Annotated in this window: 21 protein-coding genes, 1 other RNA gene and 1 pseudogene; 12 read left to right on the top strand and 11 right to left on the bottom strand. The window is 64.8% G+C overall.

What is annotated here, in order from left to right; all coding sequences use genetic code 11:
- Nucleotides 1–31: 31 nt before the first annotated feature.
- Nucleotides 32–406 carry an Mth938-like domain-containing protein gene (locus tag HDG32_RS04550; protein ID WP_090804589.1) on the bottom strand — a complete coding sequence of 125 codons (375 nt, stop codon included), beginning with the start codon at nt 404–406 and terminating at the stop codon, nt 32–34.
- 444 nt (nt 407–850) lie between these two features.
- Here HDG32_RS04550 and HDG32_RS04545 point away from each other — a divergent pair, with 444 nt between their 5' ends.
- From HDG32_RS04545 to HDG32_RS04520, 6 genes are all read left to right on the top strand, one after another.
- On the top strand, nt 851–2,098 hold the full coding sequence (locus tag HDG32_RS04545; protein WP_311539526.1) for a pyridoxal phosphate-dependent aminotransferase: 1,248 nt from the start codon (nt 851–853) through the stop codon (nt 2,096–2,098).
- A 111-nt stretch (nt 2,099–2,209) separates the two neighbouring features.
- Entirely contained in the window at nt 2,210–3,541 is a 1,332-nt protein-coding gene (locus HDG32_RS04540) for a homoserine dehydrogenase (protein ID WP_184029020.1), read from the top strand.
- Nucleotides 3,542–3,549: 8 nt separating this feature from the next.
- The gene (gene thrC, locus HDG32_RS04535; protein ID WP_184063738.1) at nt 3,550–5,001 is read left to right on the top strand and encodes a threonine synthase; all 1,452 of its coding nucleotides are present in this window, start codon (nt 3,550–3,552) and stop codon (nt 4,999–5,001) included.
- A 244-nt stretch (nt 5,002–5,245) separates the two neighbouring features.
- The gene (glp, locus tag HDG32_RS04530) at nt 5,246–6,472 is read left to right on the top strand and encodes a gephyrin-like molybdotransferase Glp (protein WP_184063734.1); all 1,227 of its coding nucleotides are present in this window, start codon (nt 5,246–5,248) and stop codon (nt 6,470–6,472) included.
- 45 nt (nt 6,473–6,517) lie between these two features.
- The gene (gene moaD, locus HDG32_RS04525; RefSeq protein WP_184063732.1) at nt 6,518–6,775 is read left to right on the top strand and encodes a molybdopterin converting factor subunit 1; all 258 of its coding nucleotides are present in this window, start codon (nt 6,518–6,520) and stop codon (nt 6,773–6,775) included.
- Between the two features lie 56 nt (nt 6,776–6,831).
- On the top strand, nt 6,832–7,308 hold the full coding sequence (locus HDG32_RS04520) for a molybdenum cofactor biosynthesis protein MoaE (RefSeq protein WP_090804601.1): 477 nt from the start codon (nt 6,832–6,834) through the stop codon (nt 7,306–7,308).
- Nucleotides 7,309–7,382: 74 nt separating this feature from the next.
- Here HDG32_RS04520 and HDG32_RS04515 read toward each other — a convergent pair whose 3' ends face one another.
- Nucleotides 7,383–7,937 (bottom strand): group III truncated hemoglobin, encoded by a 555-nt coding sequence (locus HDG32_RS04515; RefSeq protein ID WP_184063729.1) that lies wholly within the window; start codon nt 7,935–7,937, stop codon nt 7,383–7,385.
- A gap of 265 nt (nt 7,938–8,202) precedes the next feature.
- Here HDG32_RS04515 and HDG32_RS04510 point away from each other — a divergent pair, with 265 nt between their 5' ends.
- Nucleotides 8,203–8,733, top strand: a complete 531-nt coding sequence (locus tag HDG32_RS04510; protein WP_184043901.1) for an Rrf2 family transcriptional regulator — start codon at nt 8,203–8,205, stop codon at nt 8,731–8,733.
- Between the two features lie 170 nt (nt 8,734–8,903).
- Nucleotides 8,904–11,501 (top strand): ATP-dependent chaperone ClpB, encoded by a 2,598-nt coding sequence (gene clpB, locus HDG32_RS04505; RefSeq protein ID WP_184063726.1) that lies wholly within the window; start codon nt 8,904–8,906, stop codon nt 11,499–11,501.
- Nucleotides 11,502–11,680: 179 nt separating this feature from the next.
- Here the strand turns inward: clpB and HDG32_RS04500 are convergent, their stop codons facing one another.
- Together HDG32_RS04500 and HDG32_RS04495 are read right to left on the bottom strand one after the other, a co-directional pair.
- Complete coding sequence (locus HDG32_RS04500) at nt 11,681–12,112, bottom strand: YidB family protein (protein ID WP_184063723.1); 432 nt, start codon at nt 12,110–12,112, stop codon at nt 11,681–11,683.
- Nucleotides 12,113–12,213: 101 nt separating this feature from the next.
- The gene (locus HDG32_RS04495; RefSeq protein WP_184063720.1) at nt 12,214–12,789 is read right to left on the bottom strand and encodes a helix-hairpin-helix domain-containing protein; all 576 of its coding nucleotides are present in this window, start codon (nt 12,787–12,789) and stop codon (nt 12,214–12,216) included.
- A 310-nt stretch (nt 12,790–13,099) separates the two neighbouring features.
- Between HDG32_RS04495 and HDG32_RS04490 the strand changes: the two genes are divergently transcribed.
- Complete coding sequence (locus tag HDG32_RS04490) at nt 13,100–13,627, top strand: MerR family transcriptional regulator (protein WP_184063717.1); 528 nt, start codon at nt 13,100–13,102, stop codon at nt 13,625–13,627.
- Nucleotides 13,546–13,965, top strand: coding sequence for a carboxymuconolactone decarboxylase family protein (locus HDG32_RS04485; RefSeq protein WP_184063714.1), 420 nt, complete (start codon nt 13,546–13,548; stop codon nt 13,963–13,965). The genes HDG32_RS04490 and HDG32_RS04485 overlap by 82 nt, the downstream gene beginning before the upstream one ends.
- 112 nt (nt 13,966–14,077) lie before the next feature.
- Here the strand turns inward: HDG32_RS04485 and HDG32_RS04480 are convergent, their stop codons facing one another.
- From HDG32_RS04480 to trxA, 7 genes and pseudogenes are all read right to left on the bottom strand, one after another.
- Nucleotides 14,078–15,457, bottom strand: a complete 1,380-nt coding sequence (locus tag HDG32_RS04480; RefSeq protein ID WP_184063711.1) for an MATE family efflux transporter — start codon at nt 15,455–15,457, stop codon at nt 14,078–14,080.
- A 2-nt stretch (nt 15,458–15,459) separates the two neighbouring features.
- Nucleotides 15,460–17,217 (bottom strand): glycosyltransferase family 39 protein, encoded by a 1,758-nt coding sequence (locus HDG32_RS04475; RefSeq protein WP_184063708.1) that lies wholly within the window; start codon nt 17,215–17,217, stop codon nt 15,460–15,462.
- A gap of 276 nt (nt 17,218–17,493) precedes the next feature.
- Complete coding sequence (locus HDG32_RS04470; RefSeq protein WP_090804621.1) at nt 17,494–17,757, bottom strand: type B 50S ribosomal protein L31; 264 nt, start codon at nt 17,755–17,757, stop codon at nt 17,494–17,496.
- A gap of 180 nt (nt 17,758–17,937) precedes the next feature.
- A complete protein-coding gene (locus tag HDG32_RS04465) occupies nt 17,938–18,771 on the bottom strand; it encodes a zinc-dependent peptidase (RefSeq protein ID WP_184063705.1) in 834 nt (277 codons plus the stop codon).
- Between the two features lie 33 nt (nt 18,772–18,804).
- Nucleotides 18,805–19,428, bottom strand: a pseudogene (locus tag HDG32_RS04460) (MFS transporter); the annotation flags it as partial.
- A gap of 150 nt (nt 19,429–19,578) precedes the next feature.
- A complete protein-coding gene (rho, locus tag HDG32_RS04455) occupies nt 19,579–20,847 on the bottom strand; it encodes a transcription termination factor Rho (RefSeq protein ID WP_184028958.1) in 1,269 nt (422 codons plus the stop codon).
- A 281-nt stretch (nt 20,848–21,128) separates the two neighbouring features.
- On the bottom strand, nt 21,129–21,455 hold the full coding sequence (gene trxA, locus HDG32_RS04450; RefSeq protein WP_013089343.1) for a thioredoxin TrxA: 327 nt from the start codon (nt 21,453–21,455) through the stop codon (nt 21,129–21,131).
- 509 nt (nt 21,456–21,964) lie between these two features.
- On the opposite strand from trxA, the gene ffs reads away from it, so the two are divergent.
- Nucleotides 21,965–22,063: signal recognition particle sRNA small type (gene ffs / locus HDG32_RS04445), an RNA gene on the top strand.
- Nucleotides 22,064–22,245: 182 nt separating this feature from the next.
- The gene (locus HDG32_RS04440; protein ID WP_184063702.1) at nt 22,246–24,795 is read left to right on the top strand and encodes a DNA polymerase III subunit gamma/tau; all 2,550 of its coding nucleotides are present in this window, start codon (nt 22,246–22,248) and stop codon (nt 24,793–24,795) included.
- Nucleotides 24,796–24,839: the final 44 nt, after the last annotated feature.

Raw genomic sequence — 24,839 nt, 5'->3', positions numbered from 1 at the left:
GCGCGACGCGGGGGGCCAGAACCGGGCACGCTCAGGCCTCGATCAGCAACGCGGCCGCGACCTTGCGGCCCTCGGCCATCAGAATGTTGTAGGTGCGGCAGGCGGCCTTGAAGTCCATCGTTTCTACGCCGATGCGTTTCGCGGTCAGCGCGGCGGTCAGGCGCGGGTGCGGGAAGCGCAGCCGCTCGCCGCTGCCGAACACGACCACTTCGGGCGCGGCGTCGACCAGCATCGCGAAATGCTCGGCGCTCAACTGCTCGAACGACGAGACGGGCCAGGGAATGACCGGCGCGTCCGGCAGCACGAGAATACTGCCCGCGTGACGCACCAGATTGATTTCGACGTAGTCGGCGCCGTAGCCGGTAACGGTATTGAGCGCGCCGCTGGAATCCTGATGTAATTTCAAATTGGTTTTCCGAAGTCGTCGTGAGACGTCATGCGTGTTGCCGGCCTGGCTGCACGTCGCACAGGCCGCGCGGTTCGACGCGTGTGACACACGAGAAGGCCGAAAAGGCTTGCCGATGCGGGTGGTGCATTGCGGAAGTCGGCCAAAATCCGCTAAATTATAACTTTTTAGCCGCCTTGCGGCGCCCCTCGCTCAAGTGCCGCCACAAGCCGCGCTGGGCGCATCGCCGTGGCCCACCGGCCACCTGGGTTGGCATCGCCCGCTTTCGCTGCGTTTTTTTTCACGCCGGAACCCGAAAAGCCGCGGCCGCTCGACAGTTCGACCCCATTTCGCGACTGGCCGCCGTCGCGTCCGAATTCCCCGTAGCGGTGAATCCGAGCGGCCCGGCGTCGTCAGCCAGGCCCCGTTTGCCCAAGGTTTGCCCCAGCCATCAACCAGGATCAAGTGCCCGCCGTGAAACCAATTCTCAAATCCAACAAGTTGTTGAATGTCTGCTACGACATTCGCGGGCCCGTCCTCGAACATGCGAAGCGGCTCGAAGAAGAGGGTCACCGCATCATCAAGCTGAACATCGGCAATCTGGCACCGTTCGGCTTCGAGGCGCCGGACGAGATCATTCAGGACATGATCCTGAACCTGCCCAGCTCGTCGGGCTACTCCGACTCGAAGGGCGTGTTCGCCGCGCGCAAGGCGATCATGCACTACACGCAGAAAAAGGGCGTGCACGGCGTCGAACTGGACGACGTCTACATCGGCAACGGCGCGTCCGAGCTGATCGTGATGGCGCTCCAGGGCCTCGTCAACGACGGCGACGAAGTGCTGCTGCCCGCGCCCGATTACCCGCTGTGGACCGCCGGCGTGAGCCTCGCGGGCGGCACGCCGGTGCACTACATCTGCGACGAGTCGAATAGCTGGATGCCCGACCTCGATGACATCCGCGCGAAAATCACGCCGAACGCGCGCGCGCTGGTCGTGATCAACCCGAACAACCCGACCGGCGCGCTGTACTCGGACGAACTGCTGCTCGGCCTGATCGAGATCGCGCGCCAGCACGGCCTCGTGATCTTCGCCGACGAGGTGTACGACAAGATCGTCTACGACGGCAAGACGCACACGTCGCTGGCGTCGCTGTCCGAAGACGTGCTGACCGTCACGTTCAACAGCCTGTCGAAGAGCTACCGCTCGTGCGGCTATCGCGCCGGCTGGATGGCCATTTCGGGCCTGACCGGCGAGAACCGCCGGCTCGCGAAAGACTATCTGGAAGGGCTCGGCATTCTCGCGTCGATGCGGCTGTGTCCGAACGTGCCCGGCCAGTACGCGATCCAGACCGCGCTCGGCGGCTATCAGAGCATCAACGACCTGATCGTGCCGGGCGGGCGCCTGTACAAGCAGCGCGAGCTCGCCTACGACATGCTGACGGCGATCCCCGGCGTGAGCTGCGTGAAGCCCGAGGCGGCGCTGTACATGTTCCCGCGCCTCGACCCGAAGGTGTATCCGATCCAGAACGACCAGCAGTTCATCCTCGACCTGCTGCTCGAAGAGCGCGTGCTGCTCGTGCAGGGCACTGGCTTCAACTGGAAGACGCCGGATCACTTCCGTGTCGTGTTCCTGCCGAACGTCGACGACCTCGCGGATTCGATCAACCGGATCGCGCGCTTCCTCGACGGCTACCGCAAACGTCACACAGCCTGAGCCGGGGTCGCGTACGATGTGGCGCCTGATGTGTCAAATGAGGCGCGCCGCTCGTGCCACCCCCGACACCCTCGACACCCTTTTCAAACCTCTACTAGAAACACACGCTGCATGGAACCGATCAAAGTTGGACTGCTGGGCTTCGGCACGGTAGGCAGCGGGACCTTCACGGTACTGCGCCGCAATCAGGAAGAAATCAAACGTCGCGCGGGTCGCGGCATCGAGATTGCGCGCATTGCCGTGCGCAACCCGGCCAAGGCGACCGCGGCGCTCGGCGGCGAAGCCGGCAGCGTGGCGCTGACCGATGACTTCAACGCGGTCGTCGACGATCCTTCGATCGCGATCGTCGCGGAAATGATCGGCGGCACCGGTATCGCGCGCGACCTCGTGCTGCGCGCGATCAACAACGGCAAGCACGTGGTCACCGCCAACAAGGCGCTGCTCGCGGTGCATGGCACGGAGATTTTCGAGGCGGCGCGCGCGAACGGCGTGATGGTCGCGTTCGAGTCGGCGGTGGCGGGTGGCATTCCGATCATCAAGGCACTGCGCGAAGGGCTGACGGCGAACCGCATCCAGTACATCGCGGGCATCATCAACGGCACGACGAACTACATCCTGTCGGAGATGCGTGACCGTGGGCTCGATTTCGCGACCGCGCTGAAGGCCGCGCAGGAGCTCGGCTACGCGGAAGCCGACCCGACCTTCGACATCGAGGGCGTCGACGCGGCGCACAAGGCGACGATCATGAGCGCGATCGCGTTCGGCGTGCCGGTGCAGTTCGACCGCGCGTACGTCGAAGGCATCAGCAAGCTCGCCGCGATCGACATCAGATACGCCGAGGAGCTCGGCTACCGCATCAAGCTGCTCGGCATCACGCGACGCACCGACAAGGGCATCGAGCTGCGCGTGCACCCCACGTTGATTCCGGAAAAGCGCCTGCTCGCGAATGTGGAAGGCGCGATGAACGCGGTCGTCGTGCATGGCGACGCGGTCGGCACGACGCTGTACTACGGCAAGGGCGCGGGCGCCGAGCCGACGGCTTCCGCCGTGGTCGCCGATCTCGTCGACGTGACGCGTCTGCACACGGCCGACCCCGAGCACCGCGTGCCGCATCTGGCATTCCAGCCGGACAGCCTGTCGAACACCCCGATCCTGCCGATCGAAGAAGTCACGAGCGGCTACTACCTGCGTTTGCGCGTCGCCGACGTGACCGGCGTGCTCGCCGACATCACGCGCATTCTGGCGGACACCGGCATTTCGATCGACGCGCTGCTGCAAAAGGAATCGGAGCTCGTCGACGCGAACGGCAAGGGCGAAACCGACATTCTGCTGATCACGCACGAGACGGTCGAAAAGCAGGTCAATGCCGCGATCAGGTCGATCGAGGCGCTCGAGACCGTCGTCTCGCAAGTCACGAAGCTGCGCATGGAAGCGCTGAACTAGGCCGAACTATGAACTACCTCTCCACGCGCGGCGCCGGAGCCGGCGAGCGCCATACCTTCTCCGAGATCTTGCTCGGCGGTCTCGCGAAAGACGGCGGCCTGTATCTGCCGGCCGACTATCCGCGGGTCACCGCGGATGAACTCACGCGCTGGCGCACGCTGCCGTACGCGGATCTCGCCTTCGAGATCCTGTCGAAGTTCTGCGACGACATTCCCGCCGACGATCTGCGCGCACTGACGCGCAAGACCTATACGGCCGCGACCTACTGCAACGTGCGCGACGACGAAAGCGCCGCGCAGATCACGCCGCTGAAGACGCTCGGCGTCGAAGACGGCGCGCCGCTGTCGCTGCTCGAACTGTCGAACGGTCCGACGCTCGCGTTCAAGGACATGGCAATGCAGCTGATCGGCAACCTGTTCGAGTACGCGCTCGCGAAGCATGGCGAAACGCTGAACATTCTCGGCGCGACGTCGGGCGACACCGGCAGCGCCGCTGAATACGCGATGCGCGGCAAGAAGGGCATCCGCGTGTTCATGCTGTCGCCGCACAAAAAGATGAGCGCGTTCCAGACCGCGCAGATGTACAGCCTGCAAGACCCCAACATCTTCAACCTCGCGGTGCAAGGCGTGTTCGACGACGCGCAGGACATCGTGAAGGCGGTGTCGAACGATCACGCGTTCAAGGCGAAGTACAAGATCGGCACGGTCAATTCGATCAACTGGGCGCGGGTCGTCGCGCAGGTCGTCTATTACTTCAAGGGCTACTTTGCCGCGACGAAGTCGAACGCCGAGCGCGTGTCGTTCACGGTGCCGTCGGGCAACTTCGGCAACGTGTGCGCGGGTCATATCGCGCGCATGATGGGTCTGCCGATCGAGAAGCTCGTCGTCGCGACCAACGAGAACGACGTGCTCGACGAGTTCTTCCGCACTGGTATTTACCGCGTACGCAAGGCGGCCGAGACGTATCACACGAGCAGCCCGAGCATGGACATCTCGAAGGCATCGAACTTCGAGCGCTTCGTGTACGACCTGCTCGGCCGCGATCCGGCGCGCGTGCTGCAATTGTTCCGCGACGTCGAGGAGAAGGGCGGTTTCGATCTCGCGGCAAGTGGCGACTTCGCGCGCGTAAGGGAGTTCGGTTTCGTGTCGGGCAGCAGCAGCCACGACACCCGCGTCGACACGATCCGCGACGTGTTCCAGCGTTACGACACGATGATCGACACGCACACGGCCGACGGCGTGAAGGTCGCGCGCGAGCATCTGCAGCCCGGCATTCCGATGATCGTGCTCGAGACCGCGCAGCCGATCAAGTTCGGCGAGACGATCCGCGAGGCGCTGCTGCGCGAGCCGGAGCGGCCGGCGGCGTTCTCGGGGCTCGAGTCGCTGCCGCAGCGCTTCGAGGTCGTGCCCGCGGATGCGCAGCGGGTGAAGGACTTCATCGTCGCGAATACCGGCGAATAAGGGCGAGCGGGCCGCGTGAGCCGTTTTACGGCTCACGCGGGATGCCGCGTCGCTTCACGTTGATCGACGCTCACGCCCGCACTACGAGAAAACGCTGGCCGCACCCTCCGCGGCCACGCATCGAAAAACACCAAAAGCTCCCCATAACGCCCGGCCGCCCAGGCTAACGGCATCGGCCGCTACAATGTTCTTTTAACCTGCGGCTTCCACCCTCCAGATGTCCACACCCACGCCCCGCGCCCCGATGCTCGCCACTGCCGATGCGCTGGCGATCCTGCTCGACGCCGCGCGCGCGCTCGACGGTATCGAAACGCTGCCGACGCTCGACGCGCTGAATCGCGTGCTCGCCACCGACGTCACGTCGCCGCTCGACGTGCCGCCGATGAACACGAGCGCGATGGACGGCTACGCGGTCCGCATCGCCGATCTCGCGCACGGCAGCCGCCTGCCGGTCTCGCAACGCATTCCGGCCGGCCATGCGCCGACGCCGCTCGCGCCCAACAGCGCGGCACGCATCTTCACCGGCGCGACGGTGCCCGCCGGCGCGGACGCGGTCGTGATGCAGGAGCAGACCGAGGCGGCTGCCGACGAGGTGACGATCGTGCATCGTCCGCAGGCGGGCGAGTGGATCACCGCACAGGGCGCCGATATTCGCGCGGGCTCGGTGATCCTGCCGGCCGGCACGCGGCTCACGCCGCAGGCGTTGGGACTTGCCGCGTCGGTCGGATGCGCGCGGCTCGAGGTGCGCCGCCGCGTGAAAGTCGCCGTATTCTTCACCGGCGACGAACTGACGATGCCCGGCGAGCCGCTGAAGCCCGGCGCGATCTACAACTCGAATCGCTTCACGCTGCGCGGCCTGCTCGAGAAGCTCGGCTGCGACGTGACCGACTATGGCATCGTCGCCGATCAACTCGACGCGACCCGCGCGACGCTGCGCGAAGCCGCCGAGGCGCACGATCTGATTCTCACCTGCGGCGGCGTGTCGGTCGGCGAGGAGGATCACGTGAAGCCGGCGGTGGAGGCCGAAGGGCGTCTGTCGATGTGGCAGATCGCCATGAAGCCGGGCAAGCCGCTCGCGTTCGGCGCGGTGCGGCGTGGTGCGGGTGGTGCAAATGGGGGCGAGCCGGCCGAAACGTTTTTCATCGGCCTGCCCGGCAATCCGGTGTCGAGCTTCGTGACGTTCCTGCTGTTCGTGCGTCCGTTCGTACTGCGGCTGGCCGGCGTGCAGGCGGTCGCGCCGCGCGCGCTGTCGCTGCGCGCGGACTTCACGCAGGGCAAGGCCGATCGCCGCAACGAGTTCCTGCGCGCGCGCGTCAACGTGGCGGGAGGGCTCGATCTGTTTGCCAATCAGAGTTCGGCCGTGTTGACGTCGACCGTGTGGGGCGACGGTCTGATCGACAATCCGCCGAACCACGCGATCAGCGCCGGCGAAACCGTGCGCTTCATTCCGTTTTCCGAACTGTTGAACTGAGGCCGGTCGTCCGCGGCATGCGCGGCGTAGACCGGCGGTATCCCGATGAAGATTGAACTCCGATACTTTGCGAGCGTGCGTGAAGCGCTCAATACGTCCGCCGAAAGCGTCGAGGTGCCCGACGGCATCGCGACCGTCGGCGATGTGCGCGCGTGGCTGCGCGTGCGTGGCGGCATCTGGGCCGAGACGCTCGCCGAAGGCCGCGCGCTGCGCATGGCCTGCAACCACGTGATGACCGGCGCGAGCGCTCGCATCACCGAGGGCTGCGAGGTCGCGTTCTTTCCGCCCGTCACCGGCGGCTGAACCGCGCTCTCGCACATCACGTTCACGCCAGCGACAAAAGCCCTCAGGAGCCGTCCATGCCCGTTCGCGTCCAGACCGAAGACTTCGACCTCAGCGCCGAGGTGGCCGCGCTGCGCGCGCGCAATCCGAGGATCGGCGCGCTCGCGTGCTTCGTCGGCACCGTGCGCGATCTCAACGAGGGCAGCGCGGTCGAGACGATGGAGCTCGAGCATTATCCGGGCATGACGGAGAAGTCGCTCGAGGCGATCGTCGAGCGTGCGCGCGAACGCTGGCCGGGCATCGAGGTGCTGATCGTGCATCGCGTCGGCAAGCTGTATCCGCTCGATCAGATCGTGCTCGTTGCGACGACGGCCGCGCATCGCGGCGACGCGTTTGCGTCGTGTGAATTCGTGATGGACTATCTGAAGACCGAAGCGCCATTCTGGAAGAAGGAGAAAACCGACGCGGGCGAGCGCTGGGTCGACGCGCGCGTGACCGACGATGCCGCGCTCGCGCGCTGGGGAATCGATTCGGGAAATCGGACTCCGGAGTAAACGAGTCGCGGGCCGCGGAGTTGCGACGGCGCACGCGGCGTCTTTGTGTGAGGGGCGTCGGCGCCGGCCGACGTTCACTCGTCCCGCGAGCGTCCGATGATCGGCACCGGGAACGGCTCCCCAGCCGGCCGCGACGGATGCTCGCCATCGTCGTCAACGTCGCCATCTCGCGGCCGACGCTTCGGCGCCACCCGCTCGAGCAGCGCCTGCTGCTCCGGCGGGATCTTGTAATCCCAGCCGAAACGGCTCAGCTGCAGACTCTGCGCGATCCGCAGCGCCGGCTCCATGAAACGGACCGCCGCGGCCGGCTGATAGCGCGATTCGACCGTATCGAGGAACAGATACAGCCAGCGGCTGAAATGCTGCGGCTCGATGCCTTCGAGCGGCTGATGCGCCTGCTGCACGTTGCCGCGATACTGCTTCGCGCCGAGCACGAGGCTGCTCCAGAATGTGCACATCTTCGGCAGATGGTCGTCCCAGCGGCCCGCGAGCTTCGCGTCGAAGACCGGACCGAGCAGCGGGTCGGCACGCACGCGATCGTAAAAGCCATAGACGAGGTCGCCGATATTGGCGTCGGTGGGTTCGGCCGCGCGTTCGACCGGCGGCGCGGCGGGGAAAGACGGATTCATGCGGATTCCAGAAAATTGCGGTTGCCGATGACGGCTGAACTGAACTTTGACCCCCCGTTTTTCTAACAAACGGTTGATGCGGAAAAAGCTACTATTGCTATCCGAAACAGTTTTGCAACGCGATTCGCGGAACGTCGCCCGCCGGCCAGTCATGTCCGCCAGTCATGTTAGGGCGTAGCGCTCGTTCCCGGCAACTCTTGCGTCGACGCGGTTATCGGGACGTTCAAGGCACTTGCTCGCAGCCTTTCAAGCTATACCGGGACCTATGAGACTTACCGACTATACGGATTACGCGCTGCGCGTGCTGCTGTACCTCGCGGTGCGGGGCGACGGATTATCGACGATTCAGGACATTTCGCAAGCCTACGGCATCTCGAAGAACCATCTGATGAAGGTCGTGCAGCAACTGGGCGAGCTCGGCTGGGTCGAAACCGTGCGCGGCCGCAACGGCGGCTTGCGGCTCGGCGCGCAATCGCTGTCGCTGACCGTCGGCGACGTGGTGCGGGTCACGGAAAGCGACTTTGCGCTGGTCGGCTGTCTGCCGGACCGGCAGGGCCAACAGCGGCCTTGCGTCATCACGACGCAGTGCCGGCTGCGTGGCGCGTTGCAGGCGGCGAACCTCGCTTTTCTCGCCGAGCTCGATCGTTTTACGATCGGCGAAGTCGCGCAACCGAAAAGTCCGCTCGCGGCGTTGCTCGGGTTAGGCTCCACGATTCAGATGGTGCCCCTGCCGATTACGGTGGTATCGGATAGCACGCGCGGCGGCAGTCCGGCGACGCTGGGCCACAAGAACTAGAACATCCGGCCGGCTCCCGGGTGCGCAAACCCGCCCGGCCGCGCCACTGGGGAAGGATCGCGGCAGTTCTTGCGCTCAAATGTTAAATAGTTGCGACCGAGGCCAAAAAAGCGCTTGAAACCCTAATAAAACGCCTCATTTTGGTGGTAATCGAAATTGGAGGTCTCTTGATGAGAATCGACAAACTCACCACTAAATTCCAGGAAGCGCTCGCGGACGCCCAGAGTCTGGCGGTTGGCCACGACAATCAGTACATCGAACCCGTCCACGTGCTCGGGGCACTCGTCGCGCAGCAGGACGGCTCCGCTCGCTCGCTGCTGTCGCGCGCCGGCGTGCATGTACAACCTCTACAAACCGCACTGAACGACGCGGTCACGCGGCTGCCCCAAGTGCAAGGCACCGATGGCAACGTGCAGATCGGCCGCGAACTGACCGGTCTGTTGAACCAGGCCGACAAGGAAGCGCAGAAGCTCAACGACACGTTCGTCGCGAGCGAAATGTTCCTGCTCGCGGTCGCCGACGACAAAGGCGAGGCCGGCCGTCTCGCGCGCGAGCATGGGTTGTCGCGCAAGGCGCTCGAAACCGCGATCGCCGCGGTGCGCGGCGGCTCGCAGGTGCATAGCCAGGACGCCGAAAGCCAGCGCGAAGCGCTGAAGAAATACACGATCGACCTGACCGAGCGCGCCCGCGCAGGCAAGCTCGACCCCGTGATCGGCCGCGACGACGAAATCCGCCGTTCCATTCAGATCCTGCAGCGCCGCACCAAGAACAACCCGGTGTTGATCGGCGAGCCGGGCGTCGGCAAGACCGCGATCGTCGAGGGGCTCGCGCAGCGCATCGTCAACGGCGAAGTGCCGGAAACGCTGAAGAACAAGCGCGTGCTGTCGCTCGACATGGCCGCGCTGCTCGCGGGCGCCAAGTATCGCGGCGAGTTCGAGGAGCGCCTGAAGGCGGTGCTCAACGACATCGCGAAGGACGAAGGGCAAACCATCGTCTTCATCGACGAGATTCACACGATGGTCGGCGCCGGCAAGGCCGAAGGCGCGATGGACGCGGGCAACATGCTGAAGCCGGCGCTCTCGCGCGGCGAGCTGCATTGCGTCGGCGCGACCACGCTCGACGAATACCGCAAGTACATCGAAAAGGATGCCGCGCTCGAGCGCCGTTTTCAGAAGGTGCTGGTGGACGAGCCGTCGGTCGAGGCGACCATCGCGATCCTGCGCGGTCTGCAGGAGCGCTATGAGCTGCACCACGGCGTCGACATCACCGACCCTGCGATCGTCGCGGCCGCCGAGCTGTCGCATCGTTACATCACGGACCGCTTCCTGCCCGACAAGGCGATCGATCTGGTCGACGAAGCCGCGTCGAAGATCAAGATGGAAATCGACTCGAAGCCGGAGGAGATGGATCGGCTCGACCGTCGTCTGATCCAGCTGAAGATCGAACGCGAAGCGGTGAAGAAGGAGAAGGACGAAGCATCGCAGAAGCGTCTGCAGCTGATCGAAGAGGAAATCGAGCGGCTCAACCGCGAATATTCGGACCTCGATGAAATCTGGACCGCGGAAAAAGCGGCGGTGCAAGGCAGCGCGCAGCTGAAGGAAGAGATCGAGAAGACGCGTGCGGAAATCGTGCGTCTGCAGCGTGAGGGCAAGCTCGAGAAGGTGGCCGAGTTGCAGTACGGCAAGCTGCCGGGTCTCGAGGCGCAGCTGAAGGAAGTCACGCGCGCCGAGGCCGAGGAGCAGAACAGTCCGAAGCGTCCGCGTCTGTTGCGCACGCAGGTCGGCGCGGAAGAAATCGCCGAGGTCGTGTCGCGGGCCACCGGCATTCCGGTGTCGCGCATGATGCAGGGCGAGCGCGAAAAGCTGCTGCAGATCGAGTCGAAGCTGCATGAGCGCGTGGTCGGCCAGGACGAGGCGATCAGCGCGGTCGCCGATGCGATTCGCCGCTCGCGCGCGGGTCTGTCGGACCCGAACCGTCCGTATGGCTCGTTCCTGTTCCTCGGGCCGACCGGCGTCGGCAAGACCGAGCTGTGCAAGGCGTTGGCGTCGTTCCTGTTCGATTCGGAAGAGCATCTCATCCGTATCGACATGAGCGAGTTCATGGAGAAGCACAGCGTCGCGCGTCTGATCGGCGCGCCGCCGGGTTACGTCGGCTACGAGGAGGGCGGTTATCTGACCGAGGCCGTGCGCCGCAAGCCGTATAGCGTGATCCTGCTCGACGAAATCGAGAAGGCGCATCCGGACGTGTTCAACGTGCTGCTGCAGGTGCTCGACGACGGCCGCATGACCGATGGCCAGGGCCGCACCGTCGACTTCAAGAACACGGTGATCGTGATGACCTCGAACCTCGGTTCGCAGGTCATCCAGGCGATGGTCGGCGAGCCGCAGGAAGCCGTGAAGGACGCCGTGTGGGAAGAGGTGAAGCTGCACTTCCGGCCCGAGTTCCTGAACCGGATCGACGACGTCGTCGTGTTCCACGCGCTCGATCGCTCGAACATCCAGTCGATCGCGCGGATCCAGTTGCAGCGTCTGCACGAGCGGCTCGCGAAGCTCGACATGCAGCTGGTGGTGTCGGACGCGGCGCTCGAGCACATCGGCAAGGTCGGCTACGACCCGCTGTTCGGTGCGCGGCCGCTGAAGCGCGCGATCCAGCAGGAGATCGAGAACCCGATCGCGAAGCTGATTCTGGCCGGCAAGTTCGGTCCGAAGGATGTAATTCCGGTCGAAGTGCACGACGGCAAGCTGCTGTTCGAGCGCGTCGTGCACTGAAGGCGATGGCTTGATGATGCGAAGGGACGACGGCAGGCGAGTCGTTCCCGCCAACGTTAAGAAACCGGCAACGAAGGTGACTTCGTTGCCGGTTTTCTTTTGCCCGCCGATTTCAAACCGGTGGCATCACCGTGGAGCGAAGGTCTCTGCAAGCCGCCAGCGCATGGAGCACAGCGTGCTTAAGCGTTGCCCTTGTTGCCGAGCAGCGCCGACAGGCCGCCGAGCGCGCCGAGCACCGTGGTCGCGTTCAGCTTGCCATCGGCCGGCACTTCGCCTTCCGGCGTGGCCGCGTTGACGACGTGCGGCAGGATCTGCGACAGCAGACCCGTCACCTGATCCGGCTGGACGCCGGCCTTGGCGGCGAGACCGGTCACGGCTTCCGAGCCCAGCACGTTATGCAGCGCGTCGGGTGCGATCGGCTGGTTTTCGCCATTGCCGACCCACGACGACACGACGTCGCCGAGGCCCTTTTCCTGGAAGCGCTGGATCAGGCCGTTCAGGCCACCAGGCTGGTTGTTGACGAATTCGAGCGCGGCGGCGATCAGCGCTGGCTGGCCGCCGCCTTCTGGCGATTTGCCAAGCAGGGAACCGATGGTGTCGAGTAGGCTCATGACGGTCTCTCTTCAATGCCGGCGCGTATGACGGCCGGGCGGGTGACGTCGACGCGCGGTTGCGTGTCGCGGTGAAACGCAGGGCGGCAGCCCCGCCGGCATCATGCGCCGGACGCAGCCGCGGCGGATGCCGCCTTGCTCTTCTTCGCTTTCTTCTTCGAAGCCTTGGTGCCGGACGCGTCGGCCGGTGCGCTAGCCGCGACGGCCGGAGCCGAAGCGGCTGCCGCTTCGGATCCTGCGGCCTTGTCCTTCTTCTTCGACTTCGACGGCTTCGCGGCCGAGGCGGGGGCAGCCGCGGCCGGCGCTGCCGTCGTGGCAGCGGGCGCGGCGGCGGTGGTTGCCGCGGGAGCCGCCGGTGTGGTCTTCGTGGCCGACTTGGTGGACGTCTTCGCGCCGGTCGGCGGTGCCGACGAGCCGTTGATCGTCAGTCCGGCCGCTTCGAGGTTCTCGACCGATTTCTGGCCGATGCCCTTCACACGCGCGGCGAGATCGTCGGCGTTCTTGAACGGGCCGTTTTTGGCGCGTTCGTCGAGAATCGCTTTCGCATGCACGGGGCCGATGCCCTTGACCGATTCGAGCGCGGCCTGATCGGCGGTATTCACTTCCACGGCCGCGGCAAATCCGGCCGACAGCGACAAAGCCACAGCGACGCAAAGCATGAAAAGCTTCTTCAGCATGGCAAGCACTCCATTGAGGGCAAAAAGTTAGCCGGGAACGGACGACCTATCCTGTCAGCGGGCGCTGCGTTTAAGCATAGGACAAATCGCAGGCCCGATTTGAGATAGCGGACGATTTATACCGATCGATTGATGACAAGTAAATCCGCCACACAATATTTAAAGCTTTTAGCGGCATGCAGTGCCGGTGAATTTATCGGTCGATATCGATCGCGATAACTCGTCTGCGATAAAGAATGAGCAACACAAAGGAATGACGGCGTCCGACGCTTGACTTAGAGTGCACTCGAAGTCCTAACCTGAGTCCGTCATGTCGAAACACTCAACCGCGCTCACCATCGGTCAGGTCGCCGAAACGATCGGCGTGTCCACGCACACGCTGCGCTATTACGAACAGGCCGGCCTGATCCGGCCGGTCGGACGCACGCAGACGGGGCATCGGCTGTACTCGCCGGCCGATCTCGACTGGTTGTGCTTCGTGATGCGTCTGAAGGCAACGGGCATGTCGATCTCCGGCATGCAGCAGATCGCCGCGCTGCGCGCGCAAGGCCATCCGACGATGCGCGCACGCCGCGACCTGCTGGTTGCGCATCGCACCGCGCTGCTCGCGCGGATCGCCGATCTGCAGAGCAACCTCGGCGCGATCGACGACAAGATCGCGTACTACGAGGCGGCCACGAGCGGCGCGCTTGAGCCCGACCCGGCACGACAGGACGACGAAGCCTCGTCGCCCTCACACCCCGATAAGGACTCGCAATGGACTACGCACACAACGACCGCTACGCGCGGGGCTGGGACAAGCTCAGGGAAATCGACGGTTCGGCGGGCGAGCAGGTAATCGCCGCGCTCGCGCCCGTCGCGCCGGAATTCGGACGCCTGTTGATTGAATTCGGCTTCGGCGACATCTACAGCCGGCCGCAGCTCGATCTGCGCACGCGTGAGATTGCGACGATCGCATCGCTCGCGACCCTCGGCTGCGCGCAGCCGCAGCTGAAGGTCCATATCGAGGCGGCGCTGAACGTCGGCTGCACGCGCGAGCAGATCGTCGAGGTGTTCATGCAGATGGCGCTTTATGCGGGCTTTCCGGCCGCGCTCAATGCGCTGTTCGCGGCGCGGGAAATTTTCGAGGCCAAGGATCGGGAGGGGCAGGCCGCATACGCGGCGTGGGCGGGCTGAGCTGCGTGGGGAACGGAAAGGCGGATGCAGAACAGGTCGTCTCTCACTCCGGCTTGGGCGCAACTGACGGTCCGGTCGGTGCTATTCGTGGCCTTCCCAACCCTCCATCCCCTCAAACAGCCGAATCAACCAGCGCCGCCGCAGCCTCGCGCAAATAGCGCTGGCTCACGAATCGCCAGTACACGAGCAAGCCGAGCCCGGCAATCGCGAGACTTGCGGTATTCGCGACCCAGAAGCCGCGCGCGCCGGTCAGCCAGGGCGGCGTGAGGCCGGTCGTATCGAAGCCGAGCGCATAGCCGCCGCCGAGCCCGACTCCCCACAGCGCCACCGCATAGATGATGGTCGGCACGACCGCGACCTTGTAGGCGCGCAGCACGAACGCGGTCGAGATCTGCAACGCGTCGAACAGGTGGTAGCAGGCGACGATCAGCACCAGCGGCAACGCCTTCGCCGCCACCTGCGCGTTCGTCGTATAGCCGTCGACGATATACGGCCGCAGCACGAGCACGAGCGCGCCATAGCAGCACGCGATCGCAACCGCCATCGCGATGCCGTGACGCGACAGCGTGCGCGCCGCCTGCGGCCGATGCGCGCCGAGCGCCTGCGCGACCAGCGTCGACGACGCGATGCCGATCGACAGTGGCGTCATATAGAGCACCGCGCCGACGTTGCCGGCGATCTGGTGCCCGGCGAGCGTCGTCGTGCCGAAACGCGCGATGAAAAGCGCCATGAAGGTGTACGACGTGACCTCGATCAGATACGACAGCCCCATTGGAATACCGAGCCGCAGTTGCGCGGCCTGGCGCTTCCAGACCGGCCAGCAGAAGTGCGTGAAGATGCCGAGTGCCTTGAAATCGTCGACGCGCGCGAGCAGCAGCATGCCGAGCGCCGCGAGTGCCCAGTTGAGCAGCGTGCTGGCGAGCGCGCAGCCCGGACCGCCCAGCGCGGGCACGCCGAGGCCGCCGAAAATGAACCAGGTATTGAGCGGAATTTTCAGCAGCAGCGCGGCGATCTGCAGGAACATCACGAGCCGCGGTTTGGCGAGCGCATTGGCAACGGAGCCGTAGACCCGGAAGGCGAGGCCGGCGGGCAGCCCGAACGCGAGAATCCGCAGGTACGCGAGCGTGCGCTCGTGCAACGCGTCGGGCACCCGCGACAACGCCAGCAGCGCTCCGGGGAAGAACAGGATCAGAAAGCCGATCACGGTCAGCGCGGCGGCAAGCCACCATGACTGGCGGACCTCTTCGCCGATCTCGCCGTAGCGACGCGCGCCGTACAGTTGCGCGGTGATCGGCTGCAGCGCGGTCAGGATGCCGGTCAGGCCGATATAGACCGAGACGTAGATCGACGAGCCGAGGCCGAGCGCGGCCAGATCGACGGCCGAGTAGCGCCCGACCATCGCCGTGTCGATCACGCCGAACGCGATGATGGCCAACTGGCCGATCAATACGGGCCACGCGAGCGCGGCGATCTTCCGTACGTCGGCGAACATCGTCAGTCGCGCTTCTTGTGCCAGTTGCGGCGCTTGCCGGGCGGCGGCTTGGGACGGTCGATGCGCACGTACAGGCGGAAGCGCTCGTCGCGGTCCGCCGCGCGGCGGCCTTCCCACACGAGCTTCCAGATGTAGTCGGGCATCGCGCTCGGGTTGCCGTAGTCCTGCGAGTCCTGACGCAGGATTACGTCGCAGTCCTGGTTGAACGAGAAATGCATGTCGCCGAAATACGCGAATGTCGCGATCTGCGCATTGCCCAGGCGCACCGGCGCGATGCACGTGTAGTCATCGGGCAAGTGGGCGGCGATCTGCTGCGCGACGTCGCGATAGGTCCGGCTGTAGTTGACGACCGGCAGCCACAGCGTCATCAGCAACACCCACATCAGCGTGGTGCCGGCGCTCGACAGCACGACGCTGCGCCACAGCACCTTCGGATGACGCGCGAGGCGCCAGCGCACCAGCAGGAACCAGCACACGGTCACCGCGACCGCGCACACGAACGACAGAATCTTGAACTGCGGCACGAAGCCGGGCGCGAGTCGCGCGAGATTGCGCGCGAGCGGATGCGGAAAGCCGGTCAGGCCTGCCACATACACGAGCCATACGAAGCTGCCGAGGATCGTGAAGCTCAGCAGCGCGAACCAGTCGATCGCGTTGATCGCGCCGCGCTTGAGCGTCGGCAGCGCGAAAGTGGCGAGTACCGCAAGTGGCGGCAGCAGCAGCATGTAGAGTCGGTTCGACTGATGGCTTTGCAGCACGACGAGCACGAACAGCGGCCCGATCACCGACAGCGGAATCGCCACGTGCGGCGCGCGCCGCAGTCCCTGCCAGCTGAACCACGACCACAGCGCGAGTGGCCAGGCGGGCCATGTGAAGAGCGGCAGGTTTTTCAGCGCATACGCGGCGACCGAGCCGGGCGGGCCCGCGAACGAACTCAGGCTCACGTGCAGCCACTGGTTCAGATACCAGACAGCGTCGTCCGGGAACGCGGTGAGCGCGATGATCGGCCACGACACCGCGAGCACGAGCGCCACGGGCAGACCCGCGAGCAGCAGCCAGCGCGATCGCGTTTCGCGTACGATCAGCGTCATCGCGAGCGTGCCGAGCAGCAGCGCGCCGACCAGCACCGGGCTGCTCGCGAGTGTGACGAGGCCGATCGCGAGACCCCAGATCAGCGCGCCCTGAATTGGCTTGTCGATCATGCGCACGAGGCCGTACACGAGCATCGCGATGCAGACGAACTGTGCGAGCTGCGGCGTGGTCTCGTGACCGCGCTCGGCGAGGCCGAAGCACGCGAGCAGGATCAGCAGTGCGCCATCGGCGAGCGTGCGGCCATAGTCGCGCGGTTCCGGCTCGCCGCCGAACGCATATTTGAATGGCTGCACTTCGGCGCGCCGGCCGAGCAGATACGCGGCGTACCAGACGAACGCACAGCCCGCGCAGAACATCAGGCCCGTGAACACGCGCGACGCGTTGCTCGCGTCGACCCACGGTGCGAGGATGCGGATCGCACTCGCGCCGAGCCAGTAGCCGAGCGGGCCGTCCTCGGTCAGATATTTGCCGACGAGATTCGGCAGCAGCCAGTCGTGCGCGCCGCCGTTCGCCATCGTCCACATCACACCAAAGCCGGCTGCGTCCTCGTTCTTCCACGGATCGCGGCCGAACAGGCCGAACGAGGCGTAGACGATACAGATGGCCAGCAGCAGCCAGCGCGGCAACGCACTGGTCGCAGAGGCGGTGAGGCGAACGACAGGTCTCATGCGGTGTGTGGAGTCTGGATAAACGATGCAGCCGGAGCGGCCCGGCAGGTCAGGGCGCGAGGGCCCGTTTCGAGCATCCGGCATTGTAGTCGTGCCGTGCGATGCACGTCACGGCCGGTAACGCCCGGCAACGTCAATGGACAAGCTGTAACACAGTGTCGCGAAAGCGCGGCGTGCGACCCAGCGGGCGCACAAGCGCAGGCGACAAAAAAGGGCAGCTCGCGCTGCCCTTTCTGTTTGCTCCGTTGCCGGCCGGTAGCCGGCACCGTTGTGGTATTACTTTACTGCCTTGCCCGAAGCACGTGCGCCGAACTTCTTGTTGAACTTCTCGACGCGGCCGGCCGTGTCCATGATCTTTTGCTGGCCGGTGTAGAACGGATGCGATTCCGACGACACTTCGATCTTCGCGAGCGGATAGGTCTTGCCGTTGAATTCCGCGGTTTCGCGCGTCTGGATGGTCGAGCGCGTCACGAACCTGAAGTCGTTCGACATGTCGACGAACAGGACTTCGCGGTAATTCGGGTGAATGCCTTCTTTCATGGTCTTTCCTTTAATCTGGCGGTAGCCAACCCGCGTGCAGCCTCGAATGGGACTGCCTTCAGGCGCGAGCCACTTGCCTACGGTCGAAAAACCGCGATTATGCCAGAAAATCAGTCGCTTGGCGATTTTTCTGCCAGCGGATTCTCTTGCGGCGCAAGCGGCACCCACATTCGCGGCGTCTCAAAGGGGCGTGAACGTCAAACCGACGCGCGCTGGATCTTGCCGGTAGTAGCGCGCGAGCAGTCGGTACAGTTCCGGATACTCCGCCTCGAACGCTTGGGGCCGCACGAACAGCGCCTCGCTGCATACGGCAAAAAATTCCGACGGATGGTCCGCCGCATACGGATCGATCAGCGACTCGCGTTCGAAACGCGCCCAGCGTCGCTCGGGCACCGCGTCGACTTTCGCACAGAAGTGATCGTATGCATGGTCGAACACATCGGCCCATGTCTGCGCATCGAGCGGCGCGTGCCAGCGGCGCATCAGGGGCGGGTGGCCATCCGCTTCGCCGTTGAGCATGTCGATCTTGTGCGCGAACTCGTGGATCACGACGTTGTATGCGTCGCTGCCATCGGTCATCTGCGCGTCTTCCCACGACAGCACCACCGGGCCGCCTTCCCACGCCTCGCCGCTGGCGTCGTGTTCGATCTCGTGCACGACGCCATCTTCGTCCTCAACGGTCTTGCGGATCACGAACTCGCCCGGATAGACGATCACGCCGACCCAGCCGCGATACAGATCGAGGCTCAGGTTCAGCACCGGCAGGCACGCCTGCGCGGCGATGCCGACCGTCATCGCATCGGTCAGCTCGAGCTCGTGCGCGGTCGAGAACTCCTTCTGCGCGAGGAAGAGACTCGTCATCTCGCGCAGCCGCGCGAGATCGGGCGCTTCCAGATGCGTGAGAAAGGGTAGGCCGGCGAGTGTCGCCTGCCACAAGGAATCGTCGATCGCGTAGTCGCGCAGCGCGCGCTCGCGACGCCGTGCGCCCAGCCAGTTCGTGAGTTTCGACAGCATGCTTGGAGCCCACCTTCAGTCGATCTGTTTTTGCTACGCGGCGAACGGGCCGCCGCATATCGCGACGCCGATCAGAAAATAGAAACCGTCGAGCGACGCGAGCAAACTGGCCTGCTGCCCAATCGACCGGCTGATCGACGCGATCGCGAGCGCGTGCGCTTCGCTCGCCGCATGACCGGCGGCGGAGCCGCGCGCCAACGTCGCGAGCGTGTTCTGGTAGACCGGATTGTACGGATTCACGGACTCCGCGAGGCGACTTTGATGCAGCGCGAGCCGGTGCTGCTCGACGATGATCACCGAGGTGGTCGCGAAGGAGATGGTCAGCTGCCGGACGATGTTTTTCAGCCGGTAGCCGTGCGTGAACCCCTCCTCGATCAAGAAGATGCGGCACGTCAGATTCGCGACCGGCGGCACGATGAACAGCAACAGCAGGCCGCGCAGCAGCAGCGGCAGGGCGAGCGCCACCTCGCCGACGTCCGGTGACATGCGTGTCATCCACCCGGCGGCGAACGCGGTCACCCCGAAGCCCGGCACGATGATCCACTTCTTGCGCGGCAGCAGCTTCGCAAAACGCAGATAGACGAACAGCGCGCTCGCCGAAATCAGCGACGTGGCGCCGACGAGCCGCCCGGTGTTCTCGACGGGATAGCCGAGGCCCCTCCGAGAAACCGCGTGTACGTTCACGCTGATGTTGAGGCGGCGCATTGTCTCTGCGGACGACGGACGAAAAAAAACCGCTCGCAGGTTGCGAGCGGTTTTTCATGCGTTGCAGTTGCCGACTAATACGGCCAGCACGAACGTCGCGCGTTAGCTGCCGCCGCCACGACGCATCATGTCGAAGAACTCGGAATTGCTCTTCGTCTGGCGGATCTTGTCGAGCAGGAATTCCATCGACTCGACTTCGTCCATGTCGTGAATGAACTTGCGCAGTACCCAGATCTTCTGCAGCGCTTCGGGCTTGATCAGCAGCTCTTCGCGGCGCGTGCCCGACTTGTTCAGGTTGATTGACGGGTAGACGCGCTTCTCGGCGAGACGGCGCTCGAGGTGCACTTCCATGTTGCCGGTGCCCTTGAACTCTTCGTAGATCACATCATCCATGCGGCTGCCGGTTTCGATCAGCGCCGTGCCGATGATGGTCAGCGATCCGCCTTCCTCGATGTTGCGCGCCGCGCCGAAGAACCGCTTCGGGCGCTGCAGCGCGTTCGCGTCGACACCGCCCGTCAGCACCTTGCCCGAGGCCGGGACCACCGTGTTGTAAGCGCGCGCGAGACGCGTGATCGAGTCGAGCAGAATCACGACGTCGTTCTTCATTTCGACGAGGCGCTTGGCCTTCTCGATCACCATTTCGGCGACCTGCACGTGACGCGCGGCGGGTTCGTCGAACGTTGAGGCGATCACTTCGCCGGCCACCGAACGCTGCATTTCCGTCACTTCCTCCGGACGCTCGTCGATCAGCAGCACGAACAGTACGACGTCGGGATGGTTCTGCTTGATCGCGTGCGCGATGTGCTGAAGCATCACGGTCTTGCCCGACTTCGGCGACGCGACGAGCAGGCCGCGCTGGCCCTTGCCGATCGGCGCGATCATGTCGATGATGCGGCCGGTCACGTTCTCTTCGCCACGCATTTCACGTTCGAGCAGCAGCACCTTGTTCGGGTGCAGCGGCGTCAGGTTTTCGAACATGATCTTGTGCTTCGAGGCCTCCGGCGGCTGGCCGTTGACCTTGTCCACCTTCACCAGCGCGAAATAGCGCTCGCCGTCTTTCGGCGTGCGCACTTCGCCTTCGATCGTGTCGCCCGTATGCAGGTTGAAGCGGCGGATTTGCGACGGGCTGATGTAGATGTCATCCGTGCTGGCGAGGTAGGAGGTTTCCGGCGAACGCAGGAAGCCGAAACCGTCCGGCAGCACTTCGAGGGTGCCGTCGCCGAAGATCGTGTCGCCCGCTCTGGCTCGTTTTTTTAGAATGGCGAACATCAATTCCTGCTTGCGCAGGCGGTTCGCGCTTTCGATCTCGAGGCCATTGGCCATCTCGATCAATTGGGACACGTGTAGAGTCTTAAGCTCGGATAAATGCATACGGAGAACCCGCAGGAGAAGGTGCGACGAAATGAAATCTGGGAGGAGGGTGAGCGGAACCGCTCAAAGACTTACACGTCTTTTCGACGTTTTGTGGATTCTAGCATAGCACACGCCAATTTAAGCCAGTGCGGCAGCGTGGCATCTTTGTTGCAAAGCGTGTTGCCGGCTGACAACACGCTTGACCGGCGGGCGCGGCGGTTTGCTCACCCGATGCGCCCGATTCTCCAACTGCCTGCGGCGCGCGATGGACCCGCGAGCGCCGCGGCGTACTGCTTGCTTTACAGGTTGCCGTCGAGGAACGCGGTGAGTTGCGACTTCGACAGAGCTCCGACCTTCTGAGCGGCAACGGCGCCGTTCTTGAACAGGATCAATGTGGGGATGCCGCGCACGCCAAACTTGACCGGCGTGGACTGATGCTCGTCGACATTGATCTTCGCGACTTGCAGGCGATCGGCGTAATCCTTCGCGACTTCGTCGAGGATCGGCGCGATCATCTTGCACGGACCGCACCATTCGGCCCAGAAATCGAGCAGCACGGGTTTATCGGATTTCACGACGTCCTGTTCGAACGATGCGTCGCTAATATGCTTGATTTGTTCGCTCATTTATGAATACCTCTCTCGGTTCGAGGCCCGCCTGAATTGCTCGCCACGATACGTCAAAAACTGGGAATACTTCCGTTCGCTTTGCCGCATCCAGAGCCTCGCCGCGCATGCCTGTGAAAATCAGAGGAACCGTCTGAAAAAACGCCGGATTTTCACGCAATGCGCGGAAAGAGTCGCGTATGCGGGTCTTTCAACTGGCAGTGTAGCTTAATTCGCTATGCGTTGCCGATGGCGATAGTACTCATCAACGCAGTGGGGCTAATAGGCCGCCGCCGCAGCGTCGGCCGGTTTCTGCGGCTCACGGCGACCGCGTTGCAATCTAAATGGTGTCGCGCGCGGCGAACTCAAGTGCCGCGCGTGGCGCGCGTCGCCGCGGTGGCCGGGAGGGTGTCTGGCGGCGTGCAGAAAGCGGCCGCAAACCGCGCGAAGCCGTTCGTAGCGGAGCGTCGTTCGCGTTTTGCTCGTGTCAACAGTCGCACAATGCGCGCGGCAATGATAGAATCCTTCGTGACGGGCCTCCTCGCATGGAGGGATGGTCAACCTGGTCAGGTCGGGAACGAAGCAGCCACAGCCGTTTTCCACCAGTGCCGAGGGTCGGGCTCGTCACCTTTCCTTGCTTTTTTCTCCGCGGCCGTTTTCACGGCTTCTGCGCAGTTTCTCCTCAGTCATTCCGAGCTTTTGTATTGATCGTTCGCCGTCTTCGGATGGAGCGTCGTCGTGGCCGTTTCGCGCATTTCACGCGTCTTCCCGAATCGGTTTTGCGCGCCATTGTTACTGATACAATTTCCGGATGACCTATCAAGTTCTCGCACGCAAATGGCGGCCGAAGGATTTCGCTTCGCTCGTCGGACAGGAGCACGTGGTGCGCGCGCTCACCCATGCGCTCGACGGCGGCCGTCTGCACCATGCCTATTTGTTTACAGGTACGCGCGGCGTCGGCAAGACCACGCTGTCGCGCATCTTCGCGAAGGCGCTCAATTGCGAGACCGGCGTGACGTCGACGCCGTGCGGCGTATGCCGTGCATGTCGCGAGATCGACGAAGGGCGCTTTGTCGATTACGTCGAAATGGACGCGGCGAGTAATCGTGGCGTCGATGAAATGGCCGCGCTGCTCGAGCGCGCGGTGTACGCGCCCGTCGATGCGCGCTTCAAGGTCTACATGATCGACGAAGTGCACATGCTGACGAACCACGCGTTCAACGCGATGCTGAAGACGCTCGAAGAGCCGCCGCCGCACGTCAAGTTCATCCTCGCGACCACCGATCCGCAGAAGATTCCGGTCACCGTGCTGTCGCGCTGTCTGCAGTTCAATCTGAAGCAGATGCCGGCCGGCCATATCGTGTCGCATCTCGAACGCATTCTCGGCGAAGAGAACGTGCCTCACGAGGCGCAGGCGTTGCGCCTGCTCGCGCGCGCGGCCGACGGTTCGATGCGCGACGCGCTATCGCTGACCGATCAGGCGATCGCCTATTCGGCGAACCAGGTCAGTGAAGACGCGGTGCGCGGCATGCTCGGCGCGCTCGACCAAAGCTATCTGATCCGCCTGCTCGACGCGCTCGCGCAGGGCGACGGCGCGGCGGTGCTGGCGGTCGCCGACGAGATGGCCTTGCGCAGCCTGTCGTTCTCGACGGCGCTGCAAGACCTGGCGAGCCTGCTGCATCGGATCGCGTGGGCGCAGTTCGCGCCTTCGTCGGTGCTCGACGAATGGCCGGAGGCGGCCGACTTGCGCCGTTTCGCCGACGCGTTGAGCGCCGAGCAGGTGCAACTGTTCTATCAGATCGCGACGATCGGCCGAAGCGAACTGGGCCTCGCACCCGACGAATACGCGGGCTTCACGATGACGCTGCTGCGCATGCTAGCGTTCGAGCCGGCGCCGACAGGCGGCGGTGGCGGAGCGGCGGGAGCCGCTGGCACGCAGAGCGGTGCGGGCGGCGCCGGCGCCGGTGCGCAGCGCTCGGGTGCACCGACGGTTGCCGCGCTGCGCGCGCTGTCACCGTCGTCCGCGACGGCCATGGCAACTGCTGCGCCCGTTCGTGGACCTCAGGTAGGCGTTGCCGGCGAGGAGCAGGGCGACGCGATGAAATCGACCGCGCCGACTGCAAAGCCGATCGCGAAGCCCGCAGCCGACTCCGCGCAATCTGAAGCAGCACCGCAATCGCCCAACGCCGAAGTCGCCCGCGTGACAGAAGCGCCTGCCATTACGGCACCCCCGCTGGCGCCGTGGGAAGACGCGCCCGCGAATGCCGTCGCCACGATCGCCAGCTCGAGCGCGCCGGTCTCGAACGAAGTTTCCGACATCGCACCTTCGTCCGCACCGAGCGCGCTTGCAACTGCCGCGCCTGGTCGCGCGGACGAGGCCACGTCACCGGAACCGGAAGCGCAGCCGGAATTGGCGGCGCCCGCTTCAATGGCGGCACCGGCGGCCGCAGCCGACTCCGTGCCGCGCCGCGCGGGCGGCGCCAGCGCCGCGCTCGACGTGCTGCGCAACGCCGGCATGAAAGTATCGTCCGACCGTGGCCGCGCTAACACGGACGTGTCCGCGAAGCCGGCCGCACCGAAGCCGGCCGCACCGAAACCCGCCGCGCCGCGTGTGGTCGTGCCGGTGCCGACGCCCGGTGCGTCACGCCGCGTGTCGCAGGACACCGCCGCGCAGGCTGCGCCCACTCGCGACGCAAATAGCGGCGCGAGCAGCAATGCGCAGCAGAACAGCCCGTCGACCCCACCATGGGACGACATGCCGCCCGACGACTACCTGCCGTTGTCGGCCGCGGACGACGCGTACTTCATTCCGCCAGACGACAACTTCGTGCCGGTGTTCGACCACGGCCCCGACGACGTCCGCATGGACGGCGCGGCCGCGCAGGCCGCCGCGCCGGCGCCGGTCGCCGATACGCGCCCGCTGCCGCCTGCCGTGCCGCTCGATCCGCTAGGTTTCACCGGCGACTGGCCGGCGCTCGCCGTCGACCTGCCGCTAAAGGGCATCTCGTATCAGCTTGCGTTCAACAGCGAACTGATGGCGCTCGACGGCAGCACGCTGAAGCTCAACGTGCCGGTGCCGCAATACGCAGAAGCGTCGCAGGTCGCTAAACTGAAGGCAGCGCTCGTCGAGCGGCTCGGCCAGAACGTCGACGTGCAGGTCGAAGTCGGCCCGGCGCGCCGTACCGCCGCCGCGCACGACGCGAAGCTGCGCGCGCAGCGCCAGCAGGAAGCCGAGCGCGAGATCAGCGCCGATCCGTTTGTGCAGTCGCTGATTCGCGAGTTCGGCGCGAGCATCGTGCCGGGCTCGATCCGCCCGATTACCCCGGACGCCGCCCCGAACGGCGCGTCGCCGGCCCACTGATCCATCGTTCGCGGCGTCGTCGCGGCGCGGCGCCGGAATGCCAG

This window comes from Paraburkholderia sp. CI2 (assembly GCF_014201055.1).
In the GTDB taxonomy this organism is placed as follows: Bacteria; Pseudomonadota; Gammaproteobacteria; order Burkholderiales; family Burkholderiaceae; genus Paraburkholderia; species Paraburkholderia tuberum.
This window is presented reverse-complemented; position numbering and strand designations above follow the sequence as displayed.